Origin of the sequence: Asticcacaulis sp., assembly GCF_035497195.1 — a bacterium.
Lineage (GTDB): Bacteria > Pseudomonadota > Alphaproteobacteria > Caulobacterales > Caulobacteraceae > Asticcacaulis.
This window is the reverse complement of the sequence record NZ_DATJDZ010000014.1, coordinates 477025-503189: the sequence shown is the minus strand read 5'-3', so window position 1 is coordinate 503189 and position 26165 is coordinate 477025. Positions and strand designations below refer to the sequence as shown.

The following is a 26165-nucleotide window of genomic DNA, read 5'->3' as shown; positions in this document are numbered from 1 at the left end:
TTTGACCTGTAAGTCGTTTCAGTCTCGTTACGAACACTACAGATAAATAAGAAGATTTCGCGCCGCCTTCACAATGCTCCATCTCTGGCCTCTACATCTGACAGGCTAATTTGGCCCGATTTAGGCCATTTCGACTGATACGAAATTCATAGTTAAGGTTTCTCATGCTGGCCATCGCCAAAATGCTTTTCGGCTCCTCCAATGACCGCAAGGTCAAGTCCATGTTGGTGCGGGCGACACGTATCACGGCGCTTGAACCCAAATACAAGGCCATGAGTGACGACGAACTGCGCGGCCAGACGCAAATCTTCAGGGACCGCATCGCTAAGGGTGCCTCGCTCGATTCGCTGATGGACGAAGCTTTCGCCGTGGCGCGTGAGGCCTCGCTGCGGGCCATCGGCCAGCGTCACTACGATGTCCAGCTTGTCGGCGGCATGATCCTGCACAAGGGCGGTATCGCCGAAATGCGCACCGGTGAAGGCAAGACCCTGGTCGCCACCGCGCCGGTCTACCTCAATGCCCTGGCAGGCAAGGGCGTCCACCTGATCACGGTCAACGACTATCTCGCCAAGCGCGACGCCGACTGGATGGGCCGCGTCTACCGCTTCCTCGGCCTCTCGACCGGCGTCATCGTCAATGGTCTGAGCCAGGGGCAGCGCAAGCAGGCCTATAATGCCGATGTCACCTACGGCACCAATAACGAATTCGGCTTCGACTACCTGCGCGACAACCTGGCCTACAGCACCAGTGAAATGGTCCAGCGCGGCCACAATTTTGCGATCGTCGATGAAGTCGACTCGATTCTGATCGATGAAGCCCGCACGCCGCTGATCATCTCCGGCCCGACCGAGGACCGTTCGGAACTCTACAAAATTCTCAACACCGTCACCCTTGAGCTGATCAAGGACCCGGACATGTTTGAACTGGATGAAAAGCAACGCCAGGTGCTGCTGTCGGAAGCCGGTTCGGAACGCCTTGAGGAAATGCTGGAAGCCGGCGGCCATCTGGCGGAAGATTCCGCCGGTCTCTACGACCCGGTCAATATCTCGCTGGTCCACCATTCCAACCAGGCCCTGCGCGCCAATACGCTGTACCAACTCAACAAGGACTATATCGTCAAGGATGGCGAAATCGTCCTGATCGATGAATTCACCGGCCGCATGATGTCGGGGCGCAGGCTTAGCGAAGGTCTGCACCAGGCGATCGAAGCCAAGGAAGGCGTCGAGATCCAGCCGGAAAACCAGACCCTGGCCTCGGTGACCATCCAGAACTATTTCCGCATGTACGGCAAGCTGTCGGGCATGACCGGCACCGCCGCCACCGAAGCGCAGGAATTCGGCGACATCTACAAGATGGACGTGCTGGAAATCCCGACCAATCGTCCGATCAAGCGCATCGACGACGACGATGAAGTCTACCGCACCGAGGCCGAGAAATTTGCCGCCATCGCCGCCCAGGTCGCCTATTGCTACGTCAAGGGTCAGCCGATCCTGGTCGGCACCGCCTCGATCGAAAAATCCGACGACCTGTCGAAGTTCCTCAACGACTATAGTTACAAGGTCGAGGAGTCACGCACCCTGAAATCGCAGTACGCCAATGCCGACAAGAAGGAAATCCTGAAAGCCGGCGAAGACGCCTACGACATCACCTACAAATCCGGCAAGGGCATCCCGCACAATGTTCTGAACGCGCGCTTCCACGAGCAGGAATCCGACATTATTGCCGATGCCGGTATTCCCGGCGCCGTCACCATCGCCACCAACATGGCCGGCCGCGGCACCGATATCCAGCTCGGCGGCAATGTCGACATGCGCGTGCAGAAATGGCTGGCCGAACAGGACGCCGCCGGCAACGCAGTGTCGGCCGAACAGATTCTGGCTAAAAAAGGCGAAATCGAATCCCAGGTCGCCGGCCTCAAGCAAAAGGCGCTCGAACTGGGCGGCCTGTTCGTGCTCGGCACCGAACGCCACGAAAGCCGCCGTATCGACAACCAGCTTCGCGGCCGTACCGGCCGTCAGGGCGACCCCGGCCGTTCGAAATTCTTCCTATCCTGCGAAGATGACCTGATGCGCATCTTCGCCGGCGACCGCCTGAACGCGATGATGAAGTCGCTCGGCGTCGAAGAAGGCGAAGCGATCACCCACAAGCTGCTCAACGGCGCCATCGCCACCGCACAAAAACGCGTCGAGCAACGCAACTACGAAATCCGCAAAAACCTGCTGAAATACGACGATGTGGTCAATGACCAGCGCAAGGCCGTCTTCGAGCAGCGCCAGGACTTCATGGACGCCACGGATCTGTCCGAACTGATCGGCGAATTCCGCACCGACACGATCCACGATCTGGTCGAGCGCCACATGCCGCCCAAGGCCTATGCCGAAAAGTGGGAAATCCCGGAACTGAAGGAAGCCATCCTCAACCTGACCGGCCTTGACCTGCCTATGGCGGAATGGGCCGAGGAAGAAGGCATCGCCAACGAGGAATTCGAAGAGCGTATCCAGAAGCTGGCGGCTGAGAAGATGGAGGAACGCCTGCGGCTGCTCGGCGACGACCAGATGAAGGCGCTGGAAAAGCAGTTCATGCTCCAGATGATCGACATGCACTGGCGCGAACACCTGATGCACCTCGATCATCTGCGCGCCGTTATCGGCCTGCGCGGCTACGGCCAGCGCGACCCGCTCAATGAGTACAAGACCGAAGCCTTCACCCTGTTCGAGACCCTGCTGACCAATCTGCGCCACTCGGTCACACGCTGGCTGATGACCATGGAAATCCGTTTCGAGCAGCCCACAGAGGCCGCCGATCCAATGCCGTTTGCGCCTTCGCTGCCGCAACAGCGCCGGGCCTTCGAGGAAGTGCATCTCGATCCGCACACCGGCCTGAACGAGCGTGGTCCCAAGCTGGGCGACGATCTGACGCCGGAACAGCGCGCCGCCCTGCCGCCTCAGGCCCTGCCAACCGGCTGGGAGAACACCTCGCGCAACGGCCTGTGTCCATGCGGCTCGGGCAACAAGTTCAAGCATTGCCACGGCACACTGGTTTAACGCTTCTGAGCCATCAGGAATGCGATCTTGAGGCCTCCGCCTGAACTCAGGCGGAGGCCTTTTTAATGATCCCGGCAAGGAACTGCGTTTAAAAGACACACCGAACGCCTTCCGTTCGCCTGCAGGGCATTCCCCCATTGCCACAGCCTGTGGATAGAGCTAGTCTTCATGCTTAATCTTTGATTAAGCGGAGGGGTGCCGTGTTCGGGTTCAGATTCAAGGCTTTGGTGATGGCAGGCGCCGTGAGCGCTATCGCCCTGCCGTGCGCCGCGCAGGAAATTGTTGCCGCCTCCCCCTCCAATCAATACGCCCTCGCCGCCGGTGATGTTGCGGTCAGCGCCGTGGCGCAGCTCAACGACGCCGCCGAGACCGCCCACGTTCAGGAAAAAGTCGATCTTTACAAGCAGTTGATGGAACTAAACGGCGTTTCCCGCAATGTGCGCGAAGTCATCACCAATACCAAGACCGCCACGCGCCTGATCGTCATCGACCGCGCCGGCCTGACCACGCTGACGCCGGAACAGGACGCGCGCTACAATCAGATTGCCGACAAGATCCTGCTCGATACACAAAACAGCCTGATCGAGAATATCGCCGAGGCGCAGGCGCCGGCCTTCAGTTCGGACGAGATCCAGCAACTTATCATCGCCAATTCGTCGATCGCCGCAGCCAAATATAACGCCGCCAAGTTCATGCAGCAGGACGCATTGGCCGGCGAGGTTCAGACCTACATGGTCGAGGCGGTGATCCGAATCATCAAGACCTTTACGGAATCGCAGGCGAGTTAAGACACGGCAATAGCAGAGAACTTTTGGGGGGATAGGGTTTGGTGTCGGTGTCTTTTAAACGGTTGCGGATCAGTGTGTTCGCCCTGCTCGTCTTGCCCGCGGTTTCCGCTCATGCGCAAACCGCGATGACCTTCAATCAATCTTCCCAGATGCAGGCCTATCTCAATCAGAGCACGGCTACGCCCATGCGGCCGCCAACCGAAACGCAAGGCGAGATCAACCGCGCCGTCATGCAGGCCATGAGCAGCATGACACCGGAACAACTGGCCCAGGCCACCGCCGCGCCGGTCGTGGCGACAGCGGAAGCCATGTCAATGGCGGCCGATGAAACGGCGCCTGTTAAAAAAGTCAAGACCAGGGGTATGCTGGCCATTCTCGATCTTGGCGCGCCGGAGGCCGGGTCTTCCGGCATCACCTACGGCCTGGCTGCCGGCCAGGGTGCGGCGCCCGTCGTACCGGCATCGGCCAATTTCGATCACGAAACCGCTGCCGCCATTCTCACCGCCTTCAAGGCGCCGGGCCAGACAGCTGAAAGCGCCGCCACCTACGCCGCCACGCCGGTGATCGATCCGGCCGTGGAGGAGCGCATCGATCTGGCGCGCGCGGTTTACCGCATCGACGGCACCGACGCCCTCGTCCGACACTTCATCGCCACCCAGCACATGAAACTGATCATCGAGGAAGTGGCCCGCCATATCGATTTCTCCAAGCTGTCGGAATCCGACAAATACCGGCTGGCCGCCATCGCCGCCGTGGCCCAGACCGAGCTTGAAGATAAGGTCATCCGCATGAACGCCCTTGTCCAGGCTCAGGTCCTGAGCAAGCCGGAACTGCTGCAACTGCTGGCCGCCTATGACACCGACATCCAGCGCAAGCTGACCGACCTGCGCCTGCACGACGACGGCAAGGTCGATCGCGCCGCCGAACTGGATATCCGGCTGGCGCAGTTCCAGATCGTCAAGGCGTTCGAGGCCGGACACTAAACGGATACCTTGCGGCGAAACTGAAAACGGCTAAGACTACGGATCAAAGCTGTTTAGAGAGATATCCGCATGAAATACTTGACCGCTATCGTCGCCGCCCTGCTTGTTATGTCTTCGCCTGTCATGGCGCAAACCGTCTACACCGGCGACAAGGTCGATGGCGTGGCGGTGATCGAGAAGCTGGATATCAGCGACCTGCCCACCGGGGCAGTGACGAAGCTGTGGTTCCGGGTTACCGACAATTCAGTCGGCCAGGGCTGGTACGTGCCGGTTGTTGTCATCAAGGGCGCGAAGCCAGGGCCGAAATTCCTGCTGACCGCGGGCATTCACGGCGATGAGCTGAACGGCATCGCGGTCATCCAGCAGTTGGTGACGGACATCGATCCAAAGACCCTCAGCGGCACTCTCGTCGCCGTACCGGGCCTGAATGCTGCCGGACTGGAACATTCCACCCGCGCTTTCAGCGGCTACCATTCCGGCTCCGGTGGCAATCTCAACCGCCTGATGCCCAACGATACCGCCGAGCACGGTCACGAGGGCGACGCCGCCACGCGCTATGCCGGACGGCTATGGTCGAATATCTTCACGGGTAATGCCGATTTCGCCGTCGATCTGCACACGCAATCGCGCGGCGGCACCTATCCCGCCTATGTCTTCGCCCAGACAGCCCAGGCGCGCCATATCGCCGACATGCTGCGTCCGGACGTCATCAACATGGACCCCGGTATCGACGGCGCGGTCGAGAATATGTTGAACGCCATAAGCGTACCGGCCGTGACCTATGAACTGGGCGGCGCCGAGGTCTTTGACAGCAAATTGATAGCGCGCGGCCTTCGCGGTGTGCGCAATGTCATGATCGATCGCGGCATGATCGCCGGCATACCCGATCTCAGCGATCCGGAACCCTATCTCGGCAATCAGGTGACCAATGTCGAAAGCCCGCGCGGTGGCTGGTCACACGTGAAGGTAAAGCTCAACCAAAATGTCAGGAAGGGCGATGTACTCGCCACAGTCACCGATCCGTTTGGGCAGATCATCGCCACCCTCACCGCGCCCTTCGACGCTCACATTCTCGGCATGGGCACCGACCCGCGCACCCAACCGGGCGACATGGTGGTGCGGTTGATTGCCTGGTCGGATAAGGGTGTCTGCGCCCGGACCGGTTGTCCGGAAACCGCCCCGATGGTCAAGAGTAAATGACCGGTTATATCCTCCGTCCCGCCGACGCCGCTCTTGATGAGGCGATGCAGGCTGCCGGCCGCCATGACCATGCCGCTGTCATTGCCGCCGCTCGGCGCGTCGTCGAACTCGACCCGCAAAAGCTCCAGGCCTGGTGGCTGTGGGGCATGGCGGCGCTCGATAGTTATCTATATCAGGAAGCAGAGACGGTTCTGGCTGAAGGGACCAGCTTCCTGCCGATCAATCATCCGGCCCGCGTCCGTTTTCTCGCCCAGCGTGTCCGCGCCCTGACGCCGCTTGGCCGCTATGCGGAGGCTTGCGAAGCGGCCAGGCAGGCCCTGGCCATAGGGGTTGAGGACGCAGAAACCCTGCATCTGCTGGCCACCCATCTGTCGCGTGCCTCCCGCGAAAACCTGGCCTTGCCCCTGTTGCAACGCGCCACGGCCCTGCAACCGGATGCCGCCGCCTACTGGTTCAGCCGCGGCGAAACCGAACAGTTTTTGGGAGACCTGGAAGCGGCCGAGGCCAGCTTTGAAAAAGCCGCGGCGCTTGTCCCGCATATGGGGGCGCATCTCGCCCTGTCACGGTTGAAGCGCTGGTCTCCACAGAATAACCATATCGAACGGCTGCTTTCCATCGAGCCTGATCAAACGGCGCTTCATCAGGCCAGTTATTGCTATGCCCTTTTTAAGGAATACGACGATATAGACGACCGCTCCGCCGCCTGGAAATGGCTGCAAAAAGGGGCGGAATTTGCCAAGGCGGAACCTGAAACCCCGCGCAATGCCGCCTGGTCATCGCGGCTGGAAAGCGAAATCGTCGCCGCCTGGCGGACCTGGTTCCCCGCCGAGCGCTTCACAATTCCGCAGGCAACTACGCGTACTGGCCCACGCCGCATCTTCATCATCGGCCTGCCGCGTTCCGGCACCACCCTGATGGAGCGCATCCTGGCCGCCCATTCGCAAGTGCAGGCGCCCGGTGAGTTACAGGCTTTTCCCGCCGCCATGAAGATGGTGTCGAAATCGCAGACCAAGACCTTACTCGATGCTGATACCATCTCCACGGCCGCCAGGACCGATCCGCAGGCCTATGCCGATTTCTATGAGCGGGAGACGGCCTATCTCGATAACGGCCGGCCCTACATGATCGACAAGCTGCCGAACAATACCGACTATCTCGGCCTGATCCGGCTGGCCTTTCCTGACGCCCTGTTCGTTCACATGCGCCGCAATCCGCTGGATTCGCTGTTCGGCGCCTACAAGCTGCATTTCGCCGCCCGCTGGTCCTTCGATCAGAACGACCTGGCCGACCATTACGGCTATTACCGCGACTTGATGCGCCACTGGCAGGTCTGCTTTGGTAATGACATCATCGAGGTATCGCTGGAAGCGCTGATCAGCGATCCGGAAGGCCATATCCGCCGGATTCTGGACGCCTGCGGGCTGCCATTCGAGGCCGCCTGCCTCAACCCGCATGAAACCACAGGCGCCGTCGCCTCGGCCAGCTCCAGCCAGGTGCGCAAGCCGATCAATAGCGAAGGCGTGGGCGCGTGGCGGCGCTATGCGTCAGGCTTGATGCCCCTGCGCGCGCGCCTGGAGGCCATGGGTGCGATCGATGAAGACGGCAATGCCACAAATTGATGCGCCACCTGTCGGCAATACGGACATTGTTTTCGCACTCTGGAATCTGGCCGCGCGGCTCATAGAGCGCCACGACTATACCGGGGCCGAAAGTCTGCTGGCCGAAGGGCTGCGCCAGCTCGAAGGCCCGGCGCGAATCCCGTTCCTCGCTCAGCAGGGTCGGATATTGGGACCGCTTGGTCGTCAGGCCGAGGCGGTCAGCGCCGTCCGCGAAGCCGTGGCCCTGCTGGAGACGCCGGGCGCCGAAGGCGATGCCGCCACCTGGAATATGCTCGGCCTGACGCTTTGCAATGCCCGGCTCGAATCCGAAGCCCTGTCCCTGCTGCAACGCGCCACCGAACTGATGCCGCAAACTGGTCCATACTGGAAGACACGCGGTGAAACCGAGGCATTTCTCGGCCTGACCGATGAGGCTGAACGCAGCTATGATACCGCCGCCAAAACAGGCAACTGGGCGGCCCATCTGGCTCTGGCGCGGCTGAAACGCTGGACACCGGCGCGAAATCATATCGAACGATTGCTCTCTGCCCCCGTACAGACTGCGCTGCATCACGCTTGTCAGGGTTACGCGCTTTTCAAGGAATATGACGATATCGATGATCGGGCCAATGCCTGGAACTGGCTGCAAAAGGGCGCCTCTGCGGCGCGTGCCCAGCCGGTGACGCAGAGGCGTCCGGCCTGGTCGGCAGAGGCCGAACAAACGACACTCGCCGCGTGGACAACGGCCTTTCCGCCCGAGCGTTTCGCTGCCGTGCCGGATATCCGGCGCACCGGGCCGCGCCGCATCTTCATCATCGGCCTGCCACGGTCCGGCACCACCTTGGTCGAGCGCATCCTCGGCACGCATAGCCAGGTGCAGGCGCTGGGTGAACTGCCGACCTTCCCGGCCGCCGTCAAGACCGTTTCCGGTTCGCAAAGCCCGGCTCTGCTCGACACAGATACCATCATCGCCGCAGGGCACGCCGATCCGCAGGCCATTGCCGATTTCTATGATCAGGAAACGGCGTGGCGCCACGATGGCTCGCCTTGCGTCACCGACAAACTGCCGCATAATTCCGACTATGCCGGCCTGATCCGGCTGGTCTTTCCCGATGCGGCGATTGTGCATGTCCGCCGCGAGCCAATGGATGCGCTGTTCGGCGCTTACAAGCTCTATTTCGCCGCCGGCTGGTCATTTGATCAGGCCGACCTGGCGGCGCATTACGCCCATTATCGCGGGGTGATGGCGCATTGGAAAAGCTGTTTGGGCAACGGTCTGATCGATGTCTCGCTTGAGAACCTGATCCGCGATCCGGAGACGCAGATCCGGCGATTGCTCAATGCCTGCGGCCTGCCGTTTGAAGACGCCTGCCTCAGTCCGCACACCACAAAAGGCGCTGTCTCCTCGGCCAGTGCGAGCCAGGTGCGCAAGCCGATCAATGCCGATGGTATGGGCGCATGGCGACGATATGAGGCGGAACTTTTACCTTTGAGAAGCAAACTTGAGGCAGGGGGGTTCACCGACGCCAAGGGCGACGCTTTGTCTTAAAAAAGTGTCTGGCATATTGTGATCACAATCTGTAGTCTCCGCTCAATCTGATTGCCGGAGCCTTCCCATGACCAACAATGCCGATCTCGCCGCCCGTCGCACCGCCGCTGTCGCCCGCGGTATCGGTCACGCCACCACGCTTTACGCCGGTCGCGCTGAAAACGCCGAGCTGTGGGACGCCGACGGCAACCGCTTCATCGATTTCGCCGGTGGCATCGCCGTGCTCAATACCGGCCATCGCCACCCGAAGGTGCAGGCCGCCGCGCTGAAACAGATGGACGCCTTTACCCACACCGCCTTCCAGGTCGTGCCCTATGAAAGCTACATCGCCCTCGCCGAAAAGATAAACGCCCTGGCGCCGATCGACGGGCCGGCCAAGTGCGCCTTCTTCACCACCGGCTCCGAAGCGGTCGAAAACGCCGTCAAGATCGCCCGCTGCCATACCAGGCGCGAGGGTGTCATCGCCTTTACCGGTGGCTTCCACGGCCGCACCGCCCTGACCTCGGCCCTGACCGGCAAGGTAGTCCCCTACAAGAAAGACCTCGGCCCGCAACAGCCCGGCATCTATCACCTGCCCTTTCCGGTGGAGGCGCACGGCATCGACAGCGACGATACGCTGAAAATGCTCGATTACCTCTTCAAGGCCGATATCGCGCCGGACGCCGTGGCCGCCATCATCATCGAACCGGTGCAAGGCGAAGGCGGCTTTTTGATCACCCCGCCGGAACTGATGCGCGCCTTGCGTAAAAAATGCGACGAACACGGCATCCTGCTGATCGCCGATGAGGTCCAAACCGGCTTTGGCCGCACCGGCAAGCTGTTCGCCATGGAACATTACGATGTGAAGCCGGACCTGATGACGATGGCCAAATCGCTGGCCGGCGGCTATCCGCTTTCCGGCGTGGTCGGCCGCGCCGAGGTGATGGACGCGCCGGTTGTCGGCGGCCTCGGCGGCACCTATGGCGGCAATCCGGTCGCCTGCGCCGCCGCATTGGCCGTGCTGGAGGTCATCGACGAAGAAAAGCTGCTCGACGCCGCCAACCGTCAGGGCGCGAAACTAAAGGCCAGACTCGAAGCGCTGGCTAATCGCAACGATATCGTGCCGATAATCGCGATTCGCGGCCTCGGCGCCATGATCGCCTTCGATATCGTCACCGAACGCGGCAGCCACACGCCGGATGCCGCCACCACCAAGGCGGTGACAACCAAGGCGCAGGCCAATGGCCTGATCCTGCTCTCCTGCGGGGTCTACGCCAATACCATCCGCCTGCTCGTACCGCTGACCGCCTCCGACGACATCCTTGACGAAGGCCTGGCCAGGCTGGAAATCGCGCTGACAGTTTAGATATTCGCCCGGCAGTTTTTCTCGATAAAGGCGTCATGGCTGATCAGGCCATCGACGCGATCCTGAACTTTTGACCGCACCTGAGTCAGGCGCTGCTTCAGTTCGTCTTCCGAAATCAGGTCGGCGATCGGGTGATATTCACGCGGCGGCCTGCCCTGCCCGACCATTAGCGAGAACCAGCTAACCTCCTTGAAAAGGTCGGTATTGCGCACCGCCGACTGACCAACGCTCTCGAAAAGGTCCAGCCGTTCCCTGAGCGATTCGGGAATGCTCATATGGCGGCAATATTGCCAGAAAGGGGTCTCGTCGCGCTCGGTCACATGGTAGTGCGCGATCAGGAAGTCTTTGATATTGATATATTCCGCCGCCATTTCGCGGTTGTACTGATCGACCACGGCCGGCTGGATGCCGGTCTTGGGGAACATCGCCAGCAATTTGGCGATCCCGACCTGAACCAGATGGATGGACGTCGATTCCAGCGGTTCGAGAAAGCCGGACGACAGGCCGAAAGCGAGCACATTATGGCTCCATGACTTGCGGCGGCGGCCAGTCACGAAACGCAGCACCTTCGGGTCTTTCAGCGGCTTGCCTTCGAGGCGCGACAACAATTTCGTGCAGGCCTCGTCCTCGCTGATGAATTCGCTGGAAAAAACATAGCCATTGCCTGTGCGGTGCTGCAACGGAATATGCCACTGCCAGCCGGCCTCGCGCGCGGTCGAGCGCGTATAGACCTCAATCGGTCCCTCGGCTTTTTCAGTCGGCACGGCGGCGGCGCGATTACACGGCAGCCACTGGCTCCAGTCGTCATAGCCGACTTTAAGCGTCTCTTCGATCAGCAACCCGCGGAAGCCGGAGCAATCGATAAACAGGTCGCCCTCGATCCGCTCGCCGCTCGCCAGTTCCACAGCGGTGACATCACCGGATTCGGCGGCTTGATGAACCTGGACGATCTTGCCTTCGCGGCGCACCACCCCACGCGTTTCGGCGTAATCCCGCAGGAAGACAGCATAAAGACTGGCGTCGAACTGGTAGGCGTAGTTCATGCGGGGCACCCCCGAAGCGTCGGCTTTCGCCCGGCCGAACTTGCCCTCGCGGATAGCCATGATCTCGGCATTGTAGCGGCCGTAATCCTGGCTGCCGCCCATCGCCGCCTGGCGCAGCATGAAATGATGGAACTCGATGCCGTCCATATCGGCGCCGTAAAGACCGAACGGATGGATATAGGACTGGCCATCCTTGCGCCAGTCAACGAAGCGAATACCGAGCTTGAAGGTGCCGCTGGTGCGGCGGACAAAATCGTCCTCATCCAGCCCCAGCAAATCATTGAACAGCCGGATTTGCGGGATGGTCGCTTCACCAACCCCGACCGTGCCGATCTCCGCCGATTCAACCAGCGTGATGGTGTGGTTCCGCGTGCCCAGCACTTTCGACAAGGCGCTGGCGGTCATCCATCCGGCGGTGCCGCCACCGACAACGACGATGCGTTTGATTATTTTGCTCATACTGTTTTAGCCAGGCTGCCTGCTATGTTGCGTTCGATAAACGCGTCATGTGAACTCATTTTCTCCACATGCTGCTTGATAAAGCCCAGCATCTTCTGGAAGTGGCCAATGGCGTCGGCGTCAGGCGTCATGTCGGCCACCGGATCATAACTGCGCGGCATCAGGCCGTGACCGGTGAAAAGCGCCAGCCAGTCATCGGCCACGAAAACTTCCTCTTCATAAAGCGGCACCATGCCGCGCGCCTTGAACAGTTCGATCTTGTAGGCCAGCGTATCGGGGATTTCCATCGCACGCAGCCGATCCCAGAAAGGCTCATTATCGATGCGATTGAGTTTGTAATGAGCGATCTGGTAATCACGGATACGCTCAAAACTCTGCTGCATCTGGGCATTATATTCGTGCGCTTCCAACCGGCTGTCCGGCGTCACAGGGAACAGGTCGATCAGGTGAGCCAGCCCGGTTTGAAGCGCGTGCATGCCTACATTGTCGATCGGGTCGAAACCACAAGCCGCTTCGCCCACGGCAATACAATTGCCGACCCAGGCCTGCTGCCGGCGGCCGGTCATCAGGGGTGACACGACCGCATCAGGCTGGAGGCGCAGGCCGGCGATCAGGGCGGTGGCTTCCAGCGCTTCCTGATCAGTGATGTGTGTGTCGTTGTAGACATGCTGGAGGCCGGTCATATCCTGCACCGGCGTCAGGTGGAGACATCCGGAAGACAGGGCGCGCACCTGCGAATAGGCCGGCAGGCTGCGAAGCCGTTCGCCGGAAACCGTCAGGACGCGATTACCGGGGAACCATTGCGACCAGCTTTCAAAACCGACGCTTAGAGCCTGCCCCAGCAGCAGGCTTTCTGGCCCAGTCGCGTCGATGAACAGGTCACCGGTGATCACGCGGCCATCCGCGCTGATCAGGCCGGTGATATGGCCGGTCTCCGAGTCCCGCCGGGCATCAAACAGACGCAAGGGCAGTACCTCGACACCCCGGCGCAGAGCCTGCGCTTTCAGGAACTGCACATAAGACTGTGCTTTCAGGTGATAGGCGTAATCCAGCCTGCCAAACGCGCTCATCTCAGCCGTCGGCGTGAAGAAGCGCCCCTGTTTGGCCGCTGCTGCCGTCAGGGAAAACTCCTCCAGCGCGACATTCAATCCGGCCTGCCGCGCCTTGATCCAGAACGGCATGAAGGACACACGGTTGATCGAGCCACCATGACTGCCATAGGGATGGAAGAACGGCGGCGCCGCGCTGGAGAAATTGACGAAGCTCTGGCCAAGAGAATAGCTACCGCCTGTCGCCTTGAGCAGGCTATGTTCGTCGAAACCCAGCAGGCGATGGAAGTTTTCGAGTTGCGGCAGGCTCGCCAGCGTGTCCTGCGGGCGCAGCAAACCCGGTAATTCGGCGACCTCGACCTTGAGACCGGTGCCGCCCAGCGCGCGGGCCAGCGCATTCGCCGCCAGCCAGGCCGCGACATCACGGCCGACGATGACGACCTTGCGGACCTGCCTCATATCCAGACCGGTCATTTCGCCGCTCCTTCCATCATGGCTTTTGACGGCGGCACGAAACAGTAATCACCAACAAAATCAGCGTGGTCTGGCATGGCGTCGACACTGGCCTGAATACGGCCGCGCATGGTTTCCAGCTTTTCCATCAGGGTGGCGTCATCTATATTATCGGCCATGCGATCGTACCCGTGGGCCGTAATATCCTGACCATTCAGCACCGACACCCAGGAAGGCGGCGAGAACAGGCCGTCCTTGTAATTGGGAACACGGCCGCGATGGCGGTACTGCTCGATCTTGTCTTTCAGGCTGTCGGGCACGGTCATATTGCGCGTGTATTCCCACAGGGCGGCATCGGTGCGCGTATTGGCGTAATAATGCAGGATCAGGAAATCGCGCACGCGCTTGTATTCGGTATCGATCAAGCGGTTGAATTCTTCCGCCAGCTTCGGATCTATCGATTTGGTGGAGGGCAGGAGCTGGATAAAGGTGGTGATGGCGATCTGCACCAGATATAGGCTGGTCGATTCCAGCGGTTCCAGAAAGCCGCTCGACAGGCCGATGGTCAGGCAGTTGCGATACCACGATTTCTTGCGCCGGCCAGTTGTGAAACGCAGCAGCTTCGGTTCGGCCAGCGCGGCGCCGTCGAGATTGCCCATCAGGGTTTTGTGCGCCTCGTCCTCGCTGATAAAGGCGCTGGAATAGCAATAGCCATTGCCAGCGCGGTGCTGGAGCGGAATGCGCCACTGCCAGCCGGCGGCCAGCGCGGTCGAGCGGGTGTAGGAATGGAAATCTGCCGTCCGTTCCGTCGGCACCGCCAGGGCGCGATCGCACGGCAGCCATTTCGACCAATCTTCCCAACCGGCCATCAGTTGTTCCTCGATCAGCAGGCCGCGAAAGCCGGAGCAATCGATAAACAGGTCGCCTTCGATTTCCTCACCCGATTCCAGAATGAGGCTGCGGATATTGCCGCTGTCGCTATGCAGCGTAACGTTTTTCACCTTGCCTTCGGTACGTTTCAGACCGCGCGCTTCGGAGAATTCGCGCAGGAACGCCGCGTACAGCCCGGCATCGAAATGGTAGGCGTAGGAAAAGGTCGATTTGATCGATTGCTTGTCTTCCGAGGGAAAATCGAACTTCTGCCGCCGCGCCGCCTGAATGGCGTAGCAATAGTCTTCCAGCGGCGCCGCCTTACCCAGCGCATTGGCGCGGGTCCAGTGATGCTGAAATTCGACACCGGCCATCGGCATACCGAAGGCGCCGAAGGGATGATGATAATTATTACCGAGCTTCCCCCAGTCGCGGAGTTCGATCCCCAGCTTGAAGGTCGCCTTGGTCCGGCGCATGAATTCGGCTTCATTGATGCCGAGATAATCGTTGAAATCCTTGATCTGCGGCAGGGTGGCCTCACCGACCCCGACCGTGCCGATTTCGGCCGATTCAACCAGGCGCACATCCAGCAGGCTGTCTTTTTGTCCTAGTTTCAGTACGCCGCTTAAGGCCGCCGCGCACATCCAGCCGGACGTACCGCCGCCCAGAATAACGACTCTCAAAGGTGAATTCATAGTCTTCCCGTCCGTTGCCGCTTATCCGTGCGGCCTTCCTTATTCCTGTTCGCAGGATGCACGGCGAGACAGCGCGTGCAACCCTATTTTCCCTGTTTGCATAAAGAAAAAAGCGCGCCGCAGGTTACCCCGCGACGCGCTCCCCCATTGCCCCCTGTAGAGGGTCTCTTTTTAGTACTTCAGACGGACGCCGACCTGAACGCGCTTGTCGTTCTTGAACCAGGCGTTCGGCAGAAGCGTGCCGCGGTTGTCGACCTGCTGCATCAGGACCGTATCGGAATCCAGCAGGTTCGAGCCTTGAACGCTGAGTTCGACATTGTCGCTGACGCGGTAACGGATCGACGCATCGAGGTAGCCGATACCCTTCTGCCAGATCGGGAAGCCGACGCAGCAGTCAGCGGCCGTAACCAGGAACTTCGAACGCCAGTTATAGGCGGCACGAACAGCCCAAGGGCCTTTTTCGTACATGCCGATAAGGTTGTACGAGTCGTCCGACAGACCTTCGAGACGATTGACAACAATGTTGTCGTAAGCCGCGATAACACCGCCACCGCCGGAACCAAGGCCACCGCCACCACCGGCAGACGTCGAGCCGAGGCCAGCGTTCTTGACGCCGGTGTTCTTGATCTTGGTGTAGTTCGCCTGGATGCCCAGACCGTCAAAGGGCGACGGCAGGAAGTCGAAGAAGCGCTGATACGACACTTCGAAGCCCTTCAGGCTGGCGCCTTCAGCGTTGACCGGACCTGTGACTTGAACATCACGGGTGACCGGATGACGGGCCTGCGTAACGCCATCCGCTTCATAAACGGGCGCACCGTTTGCGTCGAATGTCGGCGCGGTGCCGTGGGTCAATGTGACAAGCTGGCGGGTGCCGTTTTGTACATAGTCATAGAACTGCTTGTAGAACAGGTCGAACGAGAACGAACCCACCGAAGCGAAATAGTTTTCGAAGGTGATGTCGTACTGGTCGGCCGTGGTGGCCTTCAGATACGGGTTACCTGAAGACGCCGTATAACGGAAGCCCGTATAGCTACAGGCGGCACCAGCGGCACAATTGGTTGGTGTCGGATTGTTGACATCATTCTGCTGATGATCGTAGGCCGTATTTGTACCCAGCGTAATATACGGATTGCCGACGAAAAGATCCGAATCCGTCAAAGAGGACCCCTGGATGTAGAAATAGTTACGCAGGTAGCCCATATCCGGACGCGACATAGCGCGCGAATAGGCGAAACGCATCAGCCAGGTATCATCCAGTTGCACCTTCAAATTGAAGGACGGCAGCCAGTTGATGTGAGTTGTATTCACAACCGCTGGGAACTGCGGATCACTGGTGATCTCGCCATCACGGAACGCCACGTCATCGAGAGAGTGGTGTACGATGCAGTTCCCCAAGGCCGGATATCTGCCATTGGCAGCTGCCATATCGAGCTGGAGTTGGGTGAGCTGGTAAGTATCGCAGTTGTTCTGGTTGTATTCAAACGCATCCGGGAATTTGACGCCACCACCCTTGGAGGTAATATTCGTCTGGACCCAGCGCACACCGGCGTTACCGGTAACCGATTTACCGAAAATCGTTTTGTCATTACCGCCAAATTTCAATTGAAGATAACCGGCGTAGCTTTCTTCTTCAATATCCATGATTTCAGCCGGGGTGTAGCAACTGTTGGCCACTTCGTTGGCACGATCACAGATCGGCACCCACGAACCAATACCCGTTGGGGTCATGCTATTTGTTGTCCCAGCAACACTCATCGCTTTGGACAAAGCCTCACGGCTTTCCAGTGTGTCGTAATTAAAGAAAACAAACTCATGCTGATTAATAAGGTCACTCTGGTGCATAAAGTCATTACCGAACTCTTCGGTATGATAGAGCGGCCCACCTTCACGCAGCGGCGTATCGATGTTCCAAGTTGCAGCATTTTGACTGTAGGTATTGGAAATGTTTTTCCAATTATAGGTCGACCAATTTACATTTTGCTCGCGGTCGGCATAGCGGACGCCGACCTTAATGGTGTCGATCCAGCCTTCATCCCTAGTATATTGCAGGTCAAACCGGCTGGCCAGCTCTTTGCCTTCCGAGTCTTCAGTATGATCCATAACCGAGTTATAGTAATAGTTGTTCGGATTGGTCAGACCACCCGCCGATTGGTTAACGTTCGACGGATCTTGCAAGGTCATCTTCGGATAATCACCCGTCGCATCTAGCAGGACATTGGTGAAGGAATTTATATCGACCTCGATGTCATAATTGGTGACATTCGCCTTGACATATTGCACGTCGAAGTTAGCTCGCAACTTGTCGCTGATGATCCAGCGCAAGTTGAATGAGGTATCGGTTGTCGTTTCTTCGTTGTGGTTATAACGTGTGCCGGTAGTAAACCCGGCGCCACGACGCCCCGCACCATTTTCACCCAGTTGGCAGGTCAGAGGTGTCCCGCCCCAACCATTGTCCGAGTTATTATAACATGCGGTGACCATGGCCTGACCCTGGTCATTTTGCGCAACCAATGCAGACTCTGCGGCGCCGGAACCCCACCAGCCGATATCCGATGTCAGGACACCCGTCTGGAATAGACCCTGGTCGTTGAAGGTGAAGTTTTCACCCGCCAGCGGACTGGCAGCCGAACTATTCGAGAACTGATAGCCGAGCGGTTGTGCCCAGACGTCGAAATAGCCTGTCTGTGCAAAATGCTCGTGCCACTCGTTTTCATAGCTCGAAGTATTGTACTGCAAAGTCGCCAGCAGGCTCTTGTCCTTGCTTTCCCATTGCGCCGCTGCCGAAATACCGTTGCGCGTGCGGTCGAAGTTGGTGTCACGCATCGTGGTCGTGACGGGTATATAGGCAAAGTTATGCTGGGCGGCGTCGTTGTTGTCGTTGCCGAATTGGTTCTCATTACAGGTCGTTGGATCAGTAAGGTCCGGACGATCGGTACAGAAGATGCCGATACGGCCGTACTGGATGCCTTGCGAAGTGGTGGCAATATCCGAATGCGCGGCATTGATCATCAGGCCGAACTCACCGAGTTCGGTATCCCAGCGATTAGAATAGATGGCCGAAACCGATGGCGTCCATTGCTTGGCCAGATCGCCGTAAGACTCATCGACCGACAGGGCGATCAGTTGGCCCTTGGAATCGAACGGCAGACGGGTGCGCAGGTTGATCGAACCGGCGATGCCGCCTTCGATCAGGTCAGCGGTCTGGTTCTTGTAGGTATCGACGCCGGCCATCAGTTCGGGCGAAACGTCGCCCCAGGACAGGCCGCGCGAAGAGTTGGCGGAGAAGACGTCGCGACCGTTGAATTCCGAACGGACCTGTTGCAGGCCGCGTACCAGAACGCCCGACGGTTCAGCCGAGAAGTGCGCCGTATCCGTGGCGGCGGCGAAACGGGTGACGGTGATGCCGGCGACGCGCTGCAGCGCTTCGGCCACCGACTTATCGGGGAACGAGCCGATATCGGTCGCGGTGATCGAATCGACGATCGTATCAGCGTTTTTCTTGATATCCTGCGCCGTCTTCAACGAACGGCGAACACCGACGACGACGACTTCCTGAGCTACAGCGGCGTCATCCGTCGCCGGCGCGGCGTCCTGCGCGTATGCGGGTGTGATAAGGGTGGCCGCCATCGCGGTCAGCGCGACCGCGGACACGCCGCCCTTTAACAGAGTAAGCGCCGAGGCCTTACCTTTGAAACTCTTCATGCTTTCTTCTCCCTAATTGTCTTTACGCCAGACCCGAGATTCTGGCGGTGGGACCGTTGTTACAAAACAGCAACCTGTCGAGGTGAAGCGCCTTTGATAAATGAGGACGGACCCGATCGGCAATTTTGTACGCTTTGACGTTATTATGAACCTGGAAATTTTGACCTGAGTGTCAAAAATTTGCCGGGATATTTTCGCCGCGTATCTTGAATTCCGGGAGTGACCTCTGAGCGCTTCTCGACCTGATTAATTATTTCGTCTTTATTTGTTATATAAGCGCGACGGAAATTTCCAGCACCAATATGACGCTTTCGCCACAATGTGGACAGATAATGGCACGAATGCCACACATGATAGCGCTCACAATTGGTCGAAACCACCCCGAGGGATCAAGTTATGTTGGCAACATTGCTACATTGATATTTATGTTCCGTGCGCCTTACCCTCAATTTTCTCCAATAAAGCTATGTGATTGTGTTGATTTAACAGCCATTTTATACGAATCCCGAATTCACCCCAGCGGACAAACAAATAGGAACCTATTTGTATGACATCGATCATGCAATCTTGCGAACGCATATCAATGTTGCTTCAATTAAGGCCTGATTAAGTGCGGATTTTGAATTTTCACCGCCTATTCGGCCAAATTGGTACTTCTTTGGACAGCAAGCCCACGCAAAACCTTGCCATCGTAGAGGGCGTGATTTACCACTGGAGCCGGATCAGGCGGCCAATCAAGCCCCCCGCCCAGCCATTCCAGTTCCATTCAAGAGTCTCGCAGTTATGTCAAAAACAGCCGCAATCAGCGCCTTTCCAGAGGTGAAATCGATGGCGGATGTGACGCCGGACACCTTCGCCAAAATTATCCTGCCCGCGGGAAAGCCGGTCCTGATGCGCGGGTTGGTGGCGAAATGGCCAGCGGTGGCGCACGGCCTGGCCGGCGCCGAATCGGCCGCGGAATATCTGAAAGCGATGGATAACGGCCAGCCAACCACCGTGCTGGAAGCCAACAATAAGGTGCAGGGCCGTTTCGCCTACGGCCCGGATATGCACGACTTCAACTTCAACAAGCGTTCGAAGTCGATTTCCGCCGGCATTGACCAGATACTGGCCGCGCTTGAACATCCCAACCCGCCCTACACCTATGTGCAGTCAACGGTTATTCCGGAATATATGCCACGGTTTGTACCCGAAAATCCGTGCCCCATTCTGCCGCCAGCCATTCAGCCGCGTATCTGGATCAGCAATGCCACCCGCGCCCAGACCCACAACGACAACGACCACAACCTGGCCTGCGTTATCGCCGGCCGCCGCCGCTTCACCCTGTTCCCGCCCGAGCAGGTGGCCAATCTCTATATCGGCCCGATGGACCATACGCCTTCGGGGCGCGCGATCTCACTGGCCAGCCTAGAGGAGCCGGATTTCGAGCGCTTCCCGAAATTCGCCGAAGCGCTGAAGACCGCGACCGTGGCCGAACTGGAACCGGGTGACGCGCTCTATGTGCCGAAATACTGGTGGCACCATGTCCAGTCGCTGACGCCGTTCAATGTGCTGGTCAATTACTGGTGGGGCAACAGCGCGCCAACCGTCGAGAATCCGATGGCGCCCTTCCTCGCCGCCCTGCTGGCGCTCAAGGATATTTCACCGGCGGACAAGGTGTACTGGAAAACCATGTTCGATCACTACATTTTCCAGACCGGCGGCGATCCGGTGGCGCATATCCCGCCGGCGCATCAAGGCGGACTAGGCCGGCAGACGGCGAAAAGCCGCGCTGAGATTATCGCCGCATTGAAAGCGTTGATTGCCGGACATGGTTAAGATTCAACATTGCTTTTGTTAAGGATTTTCGCAAATCAATGATTGATCAAGGCAGATGCGCCCCGCGCCAGACTATCGCGGGACTTGGCAAAACACAGGCGCAACACGGGCAGATCCCTGCCTGTCTCGCAGAAGGCCTGTAACGGTATGGTGGCCAGACCATGGTTCCGAACGAGATTATAAGCAAAATCCAGCCCGGAGCCTTCGATGCCGGAGGCCCGCAGATCGATATTGAGAAAATAGGTGCCTTCGGCCGGCAGGAGTTTGAAGCCACCATCAGTTAGCTGTCCGGCCAGATAATCGCGCTGGTCTTTCAGTTCGGCCAGGGCCGCATCGAAACGCGCCAGCGGCAGGTCAAGCCCGAAAGCCACAGCATGTTGCAGGGCCGGAGGCGTGGCGAACGTGATGAACTGGTGCGCCCGCACCACCTGGTCGATCAGCGCCTTTTCGGCGACAACAAACCCGACCTTCCAGCCGGTCAGCGAAAATATCTTGCCCGCCGAGCCGATCTTGATCGAGCGCCGCGCCAGAGCGGGAATGTGCTGCACACTGACATGGCGGCGGTCGAAAATAACCTCTTCCCACACCTCGTCGCTCATCACGTAAGCGTCGAACCGCTCGCAATAATCGCCCAGCAGGGTCAGTTGTTCGGGCGTAAAACAGTGCGTGGTCGGGTTGTTCGGCGTGGTGATCAGCACCAGTTTCGTCCGGTCATTGAAAACGGCTTTCAGGTCGTCATCGCTGAACTGCCAGTGTGGCGGATTGAGCTGGATGATGCGCGGGATGCCGCCGGCGCGTTTGATCAGCGGCACATAGGCGTCATACATCGGCTCGAAAACGACCACTTCATCGCCCGGCGTGATCATCGAAAAAATCGTCGCGCAGATGGCTTCGGTGGCGCCGGAGGTGATCAGCACCTGCGTATCCGGCTCAAGCGTCAGACCCTGCCGTCGGTGATAAAAATCGGCAACTGCCTGACGCAGAACCGGCAAACCGCGCATCGGCGCATACTGGTTGGACCGCTCCATCAAGGCGCGTGCTGCGGCTTCACGCACCTCCGGGAAGCCGTCCGTTTCGGGAAAGCCCTGCCCCAGATTGACCGCCCCGCGCGCCTTCGCTTCCAGCGACATGATCTCGAATATACTGACGGGCAGATCGGCAAAGACAGGGTTCATGTTGCGCTCCGGAATCACCTCTTATAACAGGAAAGGCCAAAAGACTGGAAAAACACAGGCGGGGAGACCTTCGGACCCTGATTTGCGCAAGGCGTGAGGAAGGGACAAGACCCTCAGGCCACCACTCGCAAATTTTCTTTCGCCACCAGCAAGACGCCCGGTTCGGCCCACTGGCCGATCTGGTGCGACTCCGGCAGGAGATGGCGGCTCTTCAGCCAGCCGGAGAGACTTTCCAGCGCCGTCAGGCGTTCGGGCTCGAAACCGATACGGGCGCCGTCGGGCAGCAGGTCGCCATAGGCCGTTTCCGCATCTTCGACCTCGACCTTGCCCTCGATCGCCGCCTGTTTCAGCGCCTCCTTCGGGAAGGCCCGCGCCCATCGGCCGGCCTCGGTCAGGTTCCCCATAATGCGCGTCACGATATCTTCGCGGCCTTCGAGCAACACATGATCGACCGTGACCGCGCGCAGTTCGACCAGTCCAGCCAGACGCGCATCGGTACGGATCTCTTCCGCCTTAAAGCGGTGCACTTCTTTCAGGTGTGCCGAGCGCGCCAGTTCCAGGCCCTTGGCGCCGAACAGGATGGCGACATCGCTTTGCCCGCCGAGCAAGGCATCGACTTCACGCCGCGCCACATCACCGAAGGGCACGCTGGGGTGATCGGCCACCACCGGCACGAACTCGATGTCGGACTTTGGAATACCCGCGACCGAAAGCACCGTTTCCCAAGCCCGCATGGAGCGCACCTGCGCCGGCGAAAAATTCCCCGCTTCCTTGATCAGGCTGAGACGGCGACCGATAAGATCGCGCAAGCCATTGATCGGCTGTCCAGAGCGGGTGACGATGCTGACCGAATGGTATGTCTGGCCAATGGCGAGCAGGCGCGACCGCTCGTTCTGGCCGTGCGCCCACAGCGCCGTGGCGGCGTCGGCTTCGCGGATCAGGTTGGGCAGGCTATGATCGAGATGCCCCTGGCGCACGCTCGGTGTCGAATTTTCGCGCACCGAGACGAGGTGGACATTCTCGCGCAGGAACTCGCGCTGCAAGACGCCGCGATTGGCGATCAGCCCCAGGGCGGTCAGGGTCGGGCAGCGAGCGTACCAGATCAGCGGCGCCGGCGCGGGGACGTCAGGGGGGCGAAATTTCGACATGATATGGGCTTTGGGGTGTGTCCGTAGATTACGAACAATACCATATCAAATCAGTGTGGTTTTGTCGGGCGATCAAATATCGCCCGACAGTTGAGCAAAATTAAAGCGTAATCCGACCGTTAGCTTCCCGCATCGACGATAGCGGTGATGGTGTCAGGGAAGGCCTGGGTCGCCGTCGCCCGGTCGAAAAGCCCGGAGCTATGGTTGCTCGCCGGGCCATTGTCCCAGTACATCGGCACGATGCCGTGCTGATAAGCTGAGCGGGTAATGTATTCATCCCAGAAGGTGCGATACTTGCCAGGCGCATCGTATTCGGTGCGCAGCATGGCCGAGTATTCACCCAGGATCACCGGCACGCCCTTGTCGACGAAGTTGGCCTTCATCTTCTGGAACTGGGCATCGGTATAGGCTTCGTTGGCCCAGGTCTCGGTCGCGGCGGGATTGGTGGCGATAGATCCCCACTGCCAGATGCCGCTGGTGGCGTTGAGCGTGAAATTATACGGATCGTAGTAGTGGACCTCCATCATCAACTTGCTGGCGGCTGTGTCGGTCGGCAGGGTCGCGTTACAGGCCACCGTATAGTCGATATTGGTGTTGTAGCCCTGGACGACCAGATAGCGGCTGGCGTTATTGCCGCCGGTGGCGCGCACGGCATTGACGAAGGTCTGATTGAAGCTGTTCTGCACCGCGCAGTTTTCCGTGGTCGGTGCGCTGTAGACATTGGTGACCATGACCTCATTGGTGCCGGCGAACAGCAGATGATCGTCATAGGTTTTGAAGTTATTGGCGATCTGGGTCCAGAATTTGGTCAGCTTGGCGTTGACCGCCGTCTGGTCGGCATAGGTCGGCTGCATCCAGCCGCCATCCCAGTGGACATTGACAACGACATAAAGCCCGGCGTTGCGGGCATAGGTCACCACCTCGGTGACGCGCGCCATCCAGGCCGCATTTATGGTGTTGCCGCCGTCAGCATATTCGCTCCAGGCCACCGGAATGCGCACGCTCTTGAAGCCCGCCGCCTTGACGGCAGTCATCAGGGCCTGCGTCGCCGCGGGATTGCCCCAGGCAGTTTCCTGCGACACCGTAAAGGGCGCCGTGCCGCCGCCGATGGCCTCCAGCGTATTGCCGAGGTTCCAGCCCGGCGACATTTCCTGCAAGGCCGTCGCGGCGGTCAGGCTGCCCGAAGAACTGGAACTGGATGAGCTTGAAGACGCAGAACTCGATGAACTGGATGAACTGGATGAACTGGAAGACCCGCTACCGCCACTACCGGCGCTGCTGCTGCCCCCGCCGCCGCAGCCAGCGATAAAAACAAGCGCCAAAAGACCAGCCGCCCAGGACATCCTAGCCCTGCCGGCCGTCGTTTTACTCAACGAATCCAATGATATCTCCCATTCCCGCTTTGTGAGCTTTGCTCGTTATTATTATGTTGGCGCTATCAAGGCAAAGGACGCCACGGTGCGTCAAATGACTGGACAGGCCCATTTGTCATACAATCGAATAAAAACCGGCACAACACGGTTATTTTATATATGATGAGATTTTTATAGATGTGGCACTTTCATCACAGACACAAACGCCCGGCGTCATCCGGACGCCGGGCGTTGAAAGGGTCATGCGATTGGCAGGGTTTAAAGTGTCGAAGACACCTTCCACAGATCGATGCCGCCCTCGGTGGCGTAGGTGTCGATATCGGCCAGTTCCTGATCGCTGAAAGCCAGATTATCAAGCGATTTCAGCGTGTCGGCTAGTTGTTCGACCGTCCGCGCCCCGACCAGCGCCGAAGTGATACGCGGATCACGCAGCACCCAGGCGATGGCCATCTGCGCCAGGGTCTGGCCACGTTTGGCGGCGATATCGTTCAGTGCCTTGATGCGGCGAATATTGTCATCGGTGATCAGGCGCTGGTTGAAAGACCCGGCTTTCGCGGCGCGGGCGTCGGCCGGCACGCCGTTGACGTATTTGTTGGACAGCAGCCCCTGCGCCAAGGGTGAGAAAGCGATGCAGCCGGTGCCCAGTTCGGCCAGGGTATCGAGCAGGCCCTCCTCGATCCAGCGATTGAGCATCGAATAGGAGGGCTGATGAATCAGCAGCGGCACGCCCTCGCTTTTCAGGATAGCGGCGGCCTTTTGCGTCAGTTCCGGCGAATAGGACGAAATGCCGACATAGAGCGCCTTGCCCTGCCGGTGCAGGTGCGCCAGTGCGCCCATCGTTTCTTCCAGCGGCGTTTCCGGATCGACGCGGTGCGAATAGAAGATATCGACATAATCAACGCCCATGCGCTTCAGGCTCTGGTCGCAGGAGGCGATCAGGTATTTGCGCGAACCGCCGACATCGCCATAGGGCCCCGGCCACATATCCCAGCCGGCCTTGGTCGAGATCACCAGCTCATCGCGGTGGGCCTTGAAATCCGTGGCCATGACGCGGCCGAAGTTTTCTTCCGCCGAGCCGTAGGGCGGGCCGTAATTGTTGGCCAGGTCGAAATGGGTGATGCCGTGATCGAAGGCATGGTGCAGGATAGCGCGGCCGGTCTCAAAGACATCCGTGCCGCCGAAATTCTGCCACAGGCCCAGCGAAATCGCCGGCAGTTTCAAGCCAGATCGTCCGCAGCGGCGATAGGGCATGGTGTCGTAACGGGTCGGTGCGGCGACGTAAGGAACGGGAAAAGCCATTTAGGGAAGCCTCATATTTTGAAAAATTCAGGACAGGGTGGCCAGAATGGCCGCGATACCGATATTGGCGATTTCGAGATCTTCGACGCCCGACAGGCCGCTGACCGCAACCGCGCCGATACACTGGCCTTTATACATGACCGGTGCGCCGCCATCCCAGCCGACATAGCGGCTGTCGCCATGATAGTGGACGTCGGAGCCGTCGGCCTGGGCATTGCGGCCAAGATCGCCGGAGGGGCCGCGCACACGGGCGGCGGTATAGACCTTGTTTTGCGCAATGACGATCGGCGGCAGGCCGCAGCCATCGGTGCGCCACAGGGCCAGCAATTCGCCATGACTGTCACCGACCGCCACCACGCCGGCCTTGCCGCGCTTTTTCAGTTCGGCGACACAGGCGTCGATGGCCAGCCGCGCTTCGGCCTCGCCGAGATTGAGTTGGGTTTGCACGTTTCCTGTCCTTGTTGTTTTTGGCGACTGTCATAAGTGAGAAACCCCACCACCAACGCGCAAGAGCGCGTCGGTGAACAAAATGAATGGTGGTGGGGTTTCTCACTTCTTAATAGCGACAACCTGA

The 26165-nt window shown here is 59.2% G+C and carries 18 protein-coding genes; 9 read left to right on the top strand and 9 right to left on the bottom strand.

The window, feature by feature from the left end; all coding sequences use genetic code 11:
• The first annotated feature begins 164 nt into the window (after positions 1-164).
• From secA to gabT, 7 genes are all read left to right on the top strand, one after another.
• Entirely contained in the window at positions 165-3044 is a 2880-nt protein-coding gene (gene secA / locus VL130_RS06395; protein WP_325361906.1) for a preprotein translocase subunit SecA, read from the top strand.
• Positions 3045-3244: 200 nt separating this feature from the next.
• Positions 3245-3832: a hypothetical protein gene (locus VL130_RS06390; RefSeq protein WP_325361905.1), complete on the top strand. Its 588-nt coding sequence runs from the start codon at positions 3245-3247 to the stop codon at positions 3830-3832.
• 47 nt (positions 3833-3879) lie between these two features.
• Positions 3880-4815: a hypothetical protein gene (locus VL130_RS06385; RefSeq protein WP_325361904.1), complete on the top strand. Its 936-nt coding sequence runs from the start codon at positions 3880-3882 to the stop codon at positions 4813-4815.
• Positions 4816-4884: 69 nt separating this feature from the next.
• A complete protein-coding gene (locus VL130_RS06380) occupies positions 4885-6015 on the top strand; it encodes a succinylglutamate desuccinylase/aspartoacylase family protein (RefSeq protein ID WP_325361903.1) in 1131 nt (376 codons plus the stop codon).
• Positions 6012-7634 (top strand): tetratricopeptide repeat-containing sulfotransferase family protein, encoded by a 1623-nt coding sequence (locus tag VL130_RS06375; RefSeq protein ID WP_325361902.1) that lies wholly within the window; start codon positions 6012-6014, stop codon positions 7632-7634. The genes VL130_RS06380 and VL130_RS06375 overlap by 4 nt, the downstream gene beginning before the upstream one ends.
• Positions 7621-9162, top strand: coding sequence for a tetratricopeptide repeat-containing sulfotransferase family protein (locus VL130_RS06370; RefSeq protein ID WP_325361901.1), 1542 nt, complete (start codon positions 7621-7623; stop codon positions 9160-9162). The genes VL130_RS06375 and VL130_RS06370 overlap by 14 nt, the downstream gene beginning before the upstream one ends.
• 67 nt (positions 9163-9229) lie before the next feature.
• Entirely contained in the window at positions 9230-10507 is a 1278-nt protein-coding gene (gabT, locus tag VL130_RS06365; RefSeq protein WP_325361900.1) for a 4-aminobutyrate--2-oxoglutarate transaminase, read from the top strand.
• Here the strand turns inward: gabT and VL130_RS06360 are convergent.
• From VL130_RS06360 to VL130_RS06345, 4 genes are all read right to left on the bottom strand, one after another.
• Positions 10504-12009, bottom strand: a complete 1506-nt coding sequence (locus VL130_RS06360; RefSeq protein ID WP_325361899.1) for a tryptophan halogenase family protein — start codon at positions 12007-12009, stop codon at positions 10504-10506. The genes gabT and VL130_RS06360 overlap by 4 nt on opposite strands.
• Positions 12006-13532: a tryptophan halogenase family protein gene (locus VL130_RS06355; protein ID WP_325361898.1), complete on the bottom strand. Its 1527-nt coding sequence runs from the start codon at positions 13530-13532 to the stop codon at positions 12006-12008. Before VL130_RS06355 ends, VL130_RS06360 begins: the two co-directional genes overlap by 4 nt.
• Positions 13529-15064 (bottom strand): tryptophan halogenase family protein, encoded by a 1536-nt coding sequence (locus tag VL130_RS06350; protein ID WP_325361897.1) that lies wholly within the window; start codon positions 15062-15064, stop codon positions 13529-13531. Before VL130_RS06350 ends, VL130_RS06355 begins: the two co-directional genes overlap by 4 nt.
• Positions 15065-15247: 183 nt before the next feature.
• Positions 15248-18778 (bottom strand): TonB-dependent receptor, encoded by a 3531-nt coding sequence (locus VL130_RS06345; RefSeq protein WP_325361896.1) that lies wholly within the window; start codon positions 18776-18778, stop codon positions 15248-15250.
• 783 nt (positions 18779-19561) lie between these two features.
• Between VL130_RS06345 and VL130_RS06340 the strand changes: the two genes are divergently transcribed.
• Positions 19562-20596: a cupin-like domain-containing protein gene (locus tag VL130_RS06340; RefSeq protein WP_325361895.1), complete on the top strand. Its 1035-nt coding sequence runs from the start codon at positions 19562-19564 to the stop codon at positions 20594-20596.
• A gap of 35 nt (positions 20597-20631) precedes the next feature.
• On the opposite strand, the gene VL130_RS06335 is transcribed toward VL130_RS06340, so the two are convergent.
• The 3 genes from VL130_RS06335 to VL130_RS06325 all read right to left on the bottom strand — a co-directional run bounded on the left by VL130_RS06335 (position 20632) and on the right by VL130_RS06325 (position 24067).
• Positions 20632-21771 (bottom strand): aminotransferase class I/II-fold pyridoxal phosphate-dependent enzyme, encoded by a 1140-nt coding sequence (locus tag VL130_RS06335; RefSeq protein WP_325361894.1) that lies wholly within the window; start codon positions 21769-21771, stop codon positions 20632-20634.
• 113 nt (positions 21772-21884) lie between these two features.
• Positions 21885-22919 (bottom strand): ABC transporter substrate-binding protein, encoded by a 1035-nt coding sequence (locus VL130_RS06330; RefSeq protein WP_325361893.1) that lies wholly within the window; start codon positions 22917-22919, stop codon positions 21885-21887.
• A 119-nt stretch (positions 22920-23038) separates the two neighbouring features.
• The gene (locus tag VL130_RS06325; protein ID WP_325361892.1) at positions 23039-24067 is read right to left on the bottom strand and encodes a glycoside hydrolase family 5 protein; all 1029 of its coding nucleotides are present in this window, start codon (positions 24065-24067) and stop codon (positions 23039-23041) included.
• Here VL130_RS06325 and VL130_RS06320 point away from each other — a divergent pair.
• Complete coding sequence (locus tag VL130_RS06320; RefSeq protein ID WP_325361891.1) at positions 24027-24455, top strand: hypothetical protein; 429 nt, start codon at positions 24027-24029, stop codon at positions 24453-24455. The two genes, VL130_RS06325 and VL130_RS06320, sit on opposite strands and share 41 nt — an antisense overlap.
• A gap of 95 nt (positions 24456-24550) precedes the next feature.
• Here the strand turns inward: VL130_RS06320 and mgrA are convergent, their stop codons facing one another.
• Together mgrA and VL130_RS06310 are read right to left on the bottom strand one after the other, a co-directional pair.
• On the bottom strand, positions 24551-25591 hold the full coding sequence (mgrA, locus tag VL130_RS06315; protein WP_325361890.1) for an L-glyceraldehyde 3-phosphate reductase: 1041 nt from the start codon (positions 25589-25591) through the stop codon (positions 24551-24553).
• A gap of 27 nt (positions 25592-25618) precedes the next feature.
• The gene (locus VL130_RS06310; RefSeq protein ID WP_325361889.1) at positions 25619-26038 is read right to left on the bottom strand and encodes a heme-binding protein; all 420 of its coding nucleotides are present in this window, start codon (positions 26036-26038) and stop codon (positions 25619-25621) included.
• Positions 26039-26165: the final 127 nt, after the last annotated feature.

Coding starts and splice junctions, on each gene's coding strand:
- VL130_RS06335 (WP_325361894.1), bottom strand. CDS start 21,771: ATGAACCCTGTCTTTGCCGATCTGCCCGTCAGTATATTCGAGATCATG.
- VL130_RS06370 (WP_325361901.1), top strand. CDS start 7,621: ATGCCACAAATTGATGCGCCACCTGTCGGCAATACGGACATTGTTTTC.
- VL130_RS06355 (WP_325361898.1), bottom strand. CDS start 13,532: ATGACCGGTCTGGATATGAGGCAGGTCCGCAAGGTCGTCATCGTCGGC.
- VL130_RS06330 (WP_325361893.1), bottom strand. CDS start 22,919: ATGTCGAAATTTCGCCCCCCTGACGTCCCCGCGCCGGCGCCGCTGATC.
- VL130_RS06380 (WP_325361903.1), top strand. CDS start 4,885: ATGAAATACTTGACCGCTATCGTCGCCGCCCTGCTTGTTATGTCTTCG.
- secA (WP_325361906.1), top strand. CDS start 165: ATGCTGGCCATCGCCAAAATGCTTTTCGGCTCCTCCAATGACCGCAAG.
- VL130_RS06360 (WP_325361899.1), bottom strand. CDS start 12,009: ATGAGCAAAATAATCAAACGCATCGTCGTTGTCGGTGGCGGCACCGCC.
- VL130_RS06375 (WP_325361902.1), top strand. CDS start 6,012: ATGACCGGTTATATCCTCCGTCCCGCCGACGCCGCTCTTGATGAGGCG.
- VL130_RS06325 (WP_325361892.1), bottom strand. CDS start 24,067: ATGTCGCCGGGCTGGAACCTCGGCAATACGCTGGAGGCCATCGGCGGC.
- gabT (WP_325361900.1), top strand. CDS start 9,230: ATGACCAACAATGCCGATCTCGCCGCCCGTCGCACCGCCGCTGTCGCC.
- mgrA (WP_325361890.1), bottom strand. CDS start 25,591: ATGGCTTTTCCCGTTCCTTACGTCGCCGCACCGACCCGTTACGACACC.
- VL130_RS06345 (WP_325361896.1), bottom strand. CDS start 18,778: ATGAAGAGTTTCAAAGGTAAGGCCTCGGCGCTTACTCTGTTAAAGGGC.
- VL130_RS06320 (WP_325361891.1), top strand. CDS start 24,027: ATGGCCTCCAGCGTATTGCCGAGGTTCCAGCCCGGCGACATTTCCTGC.
- VL130_RS06340 (WP_325361895.1), top strand. CDS start 19,562: ATGTCAAAAACAGCCGCAATCAGCGCCTTTCCAGAGGTGAAATCGATG.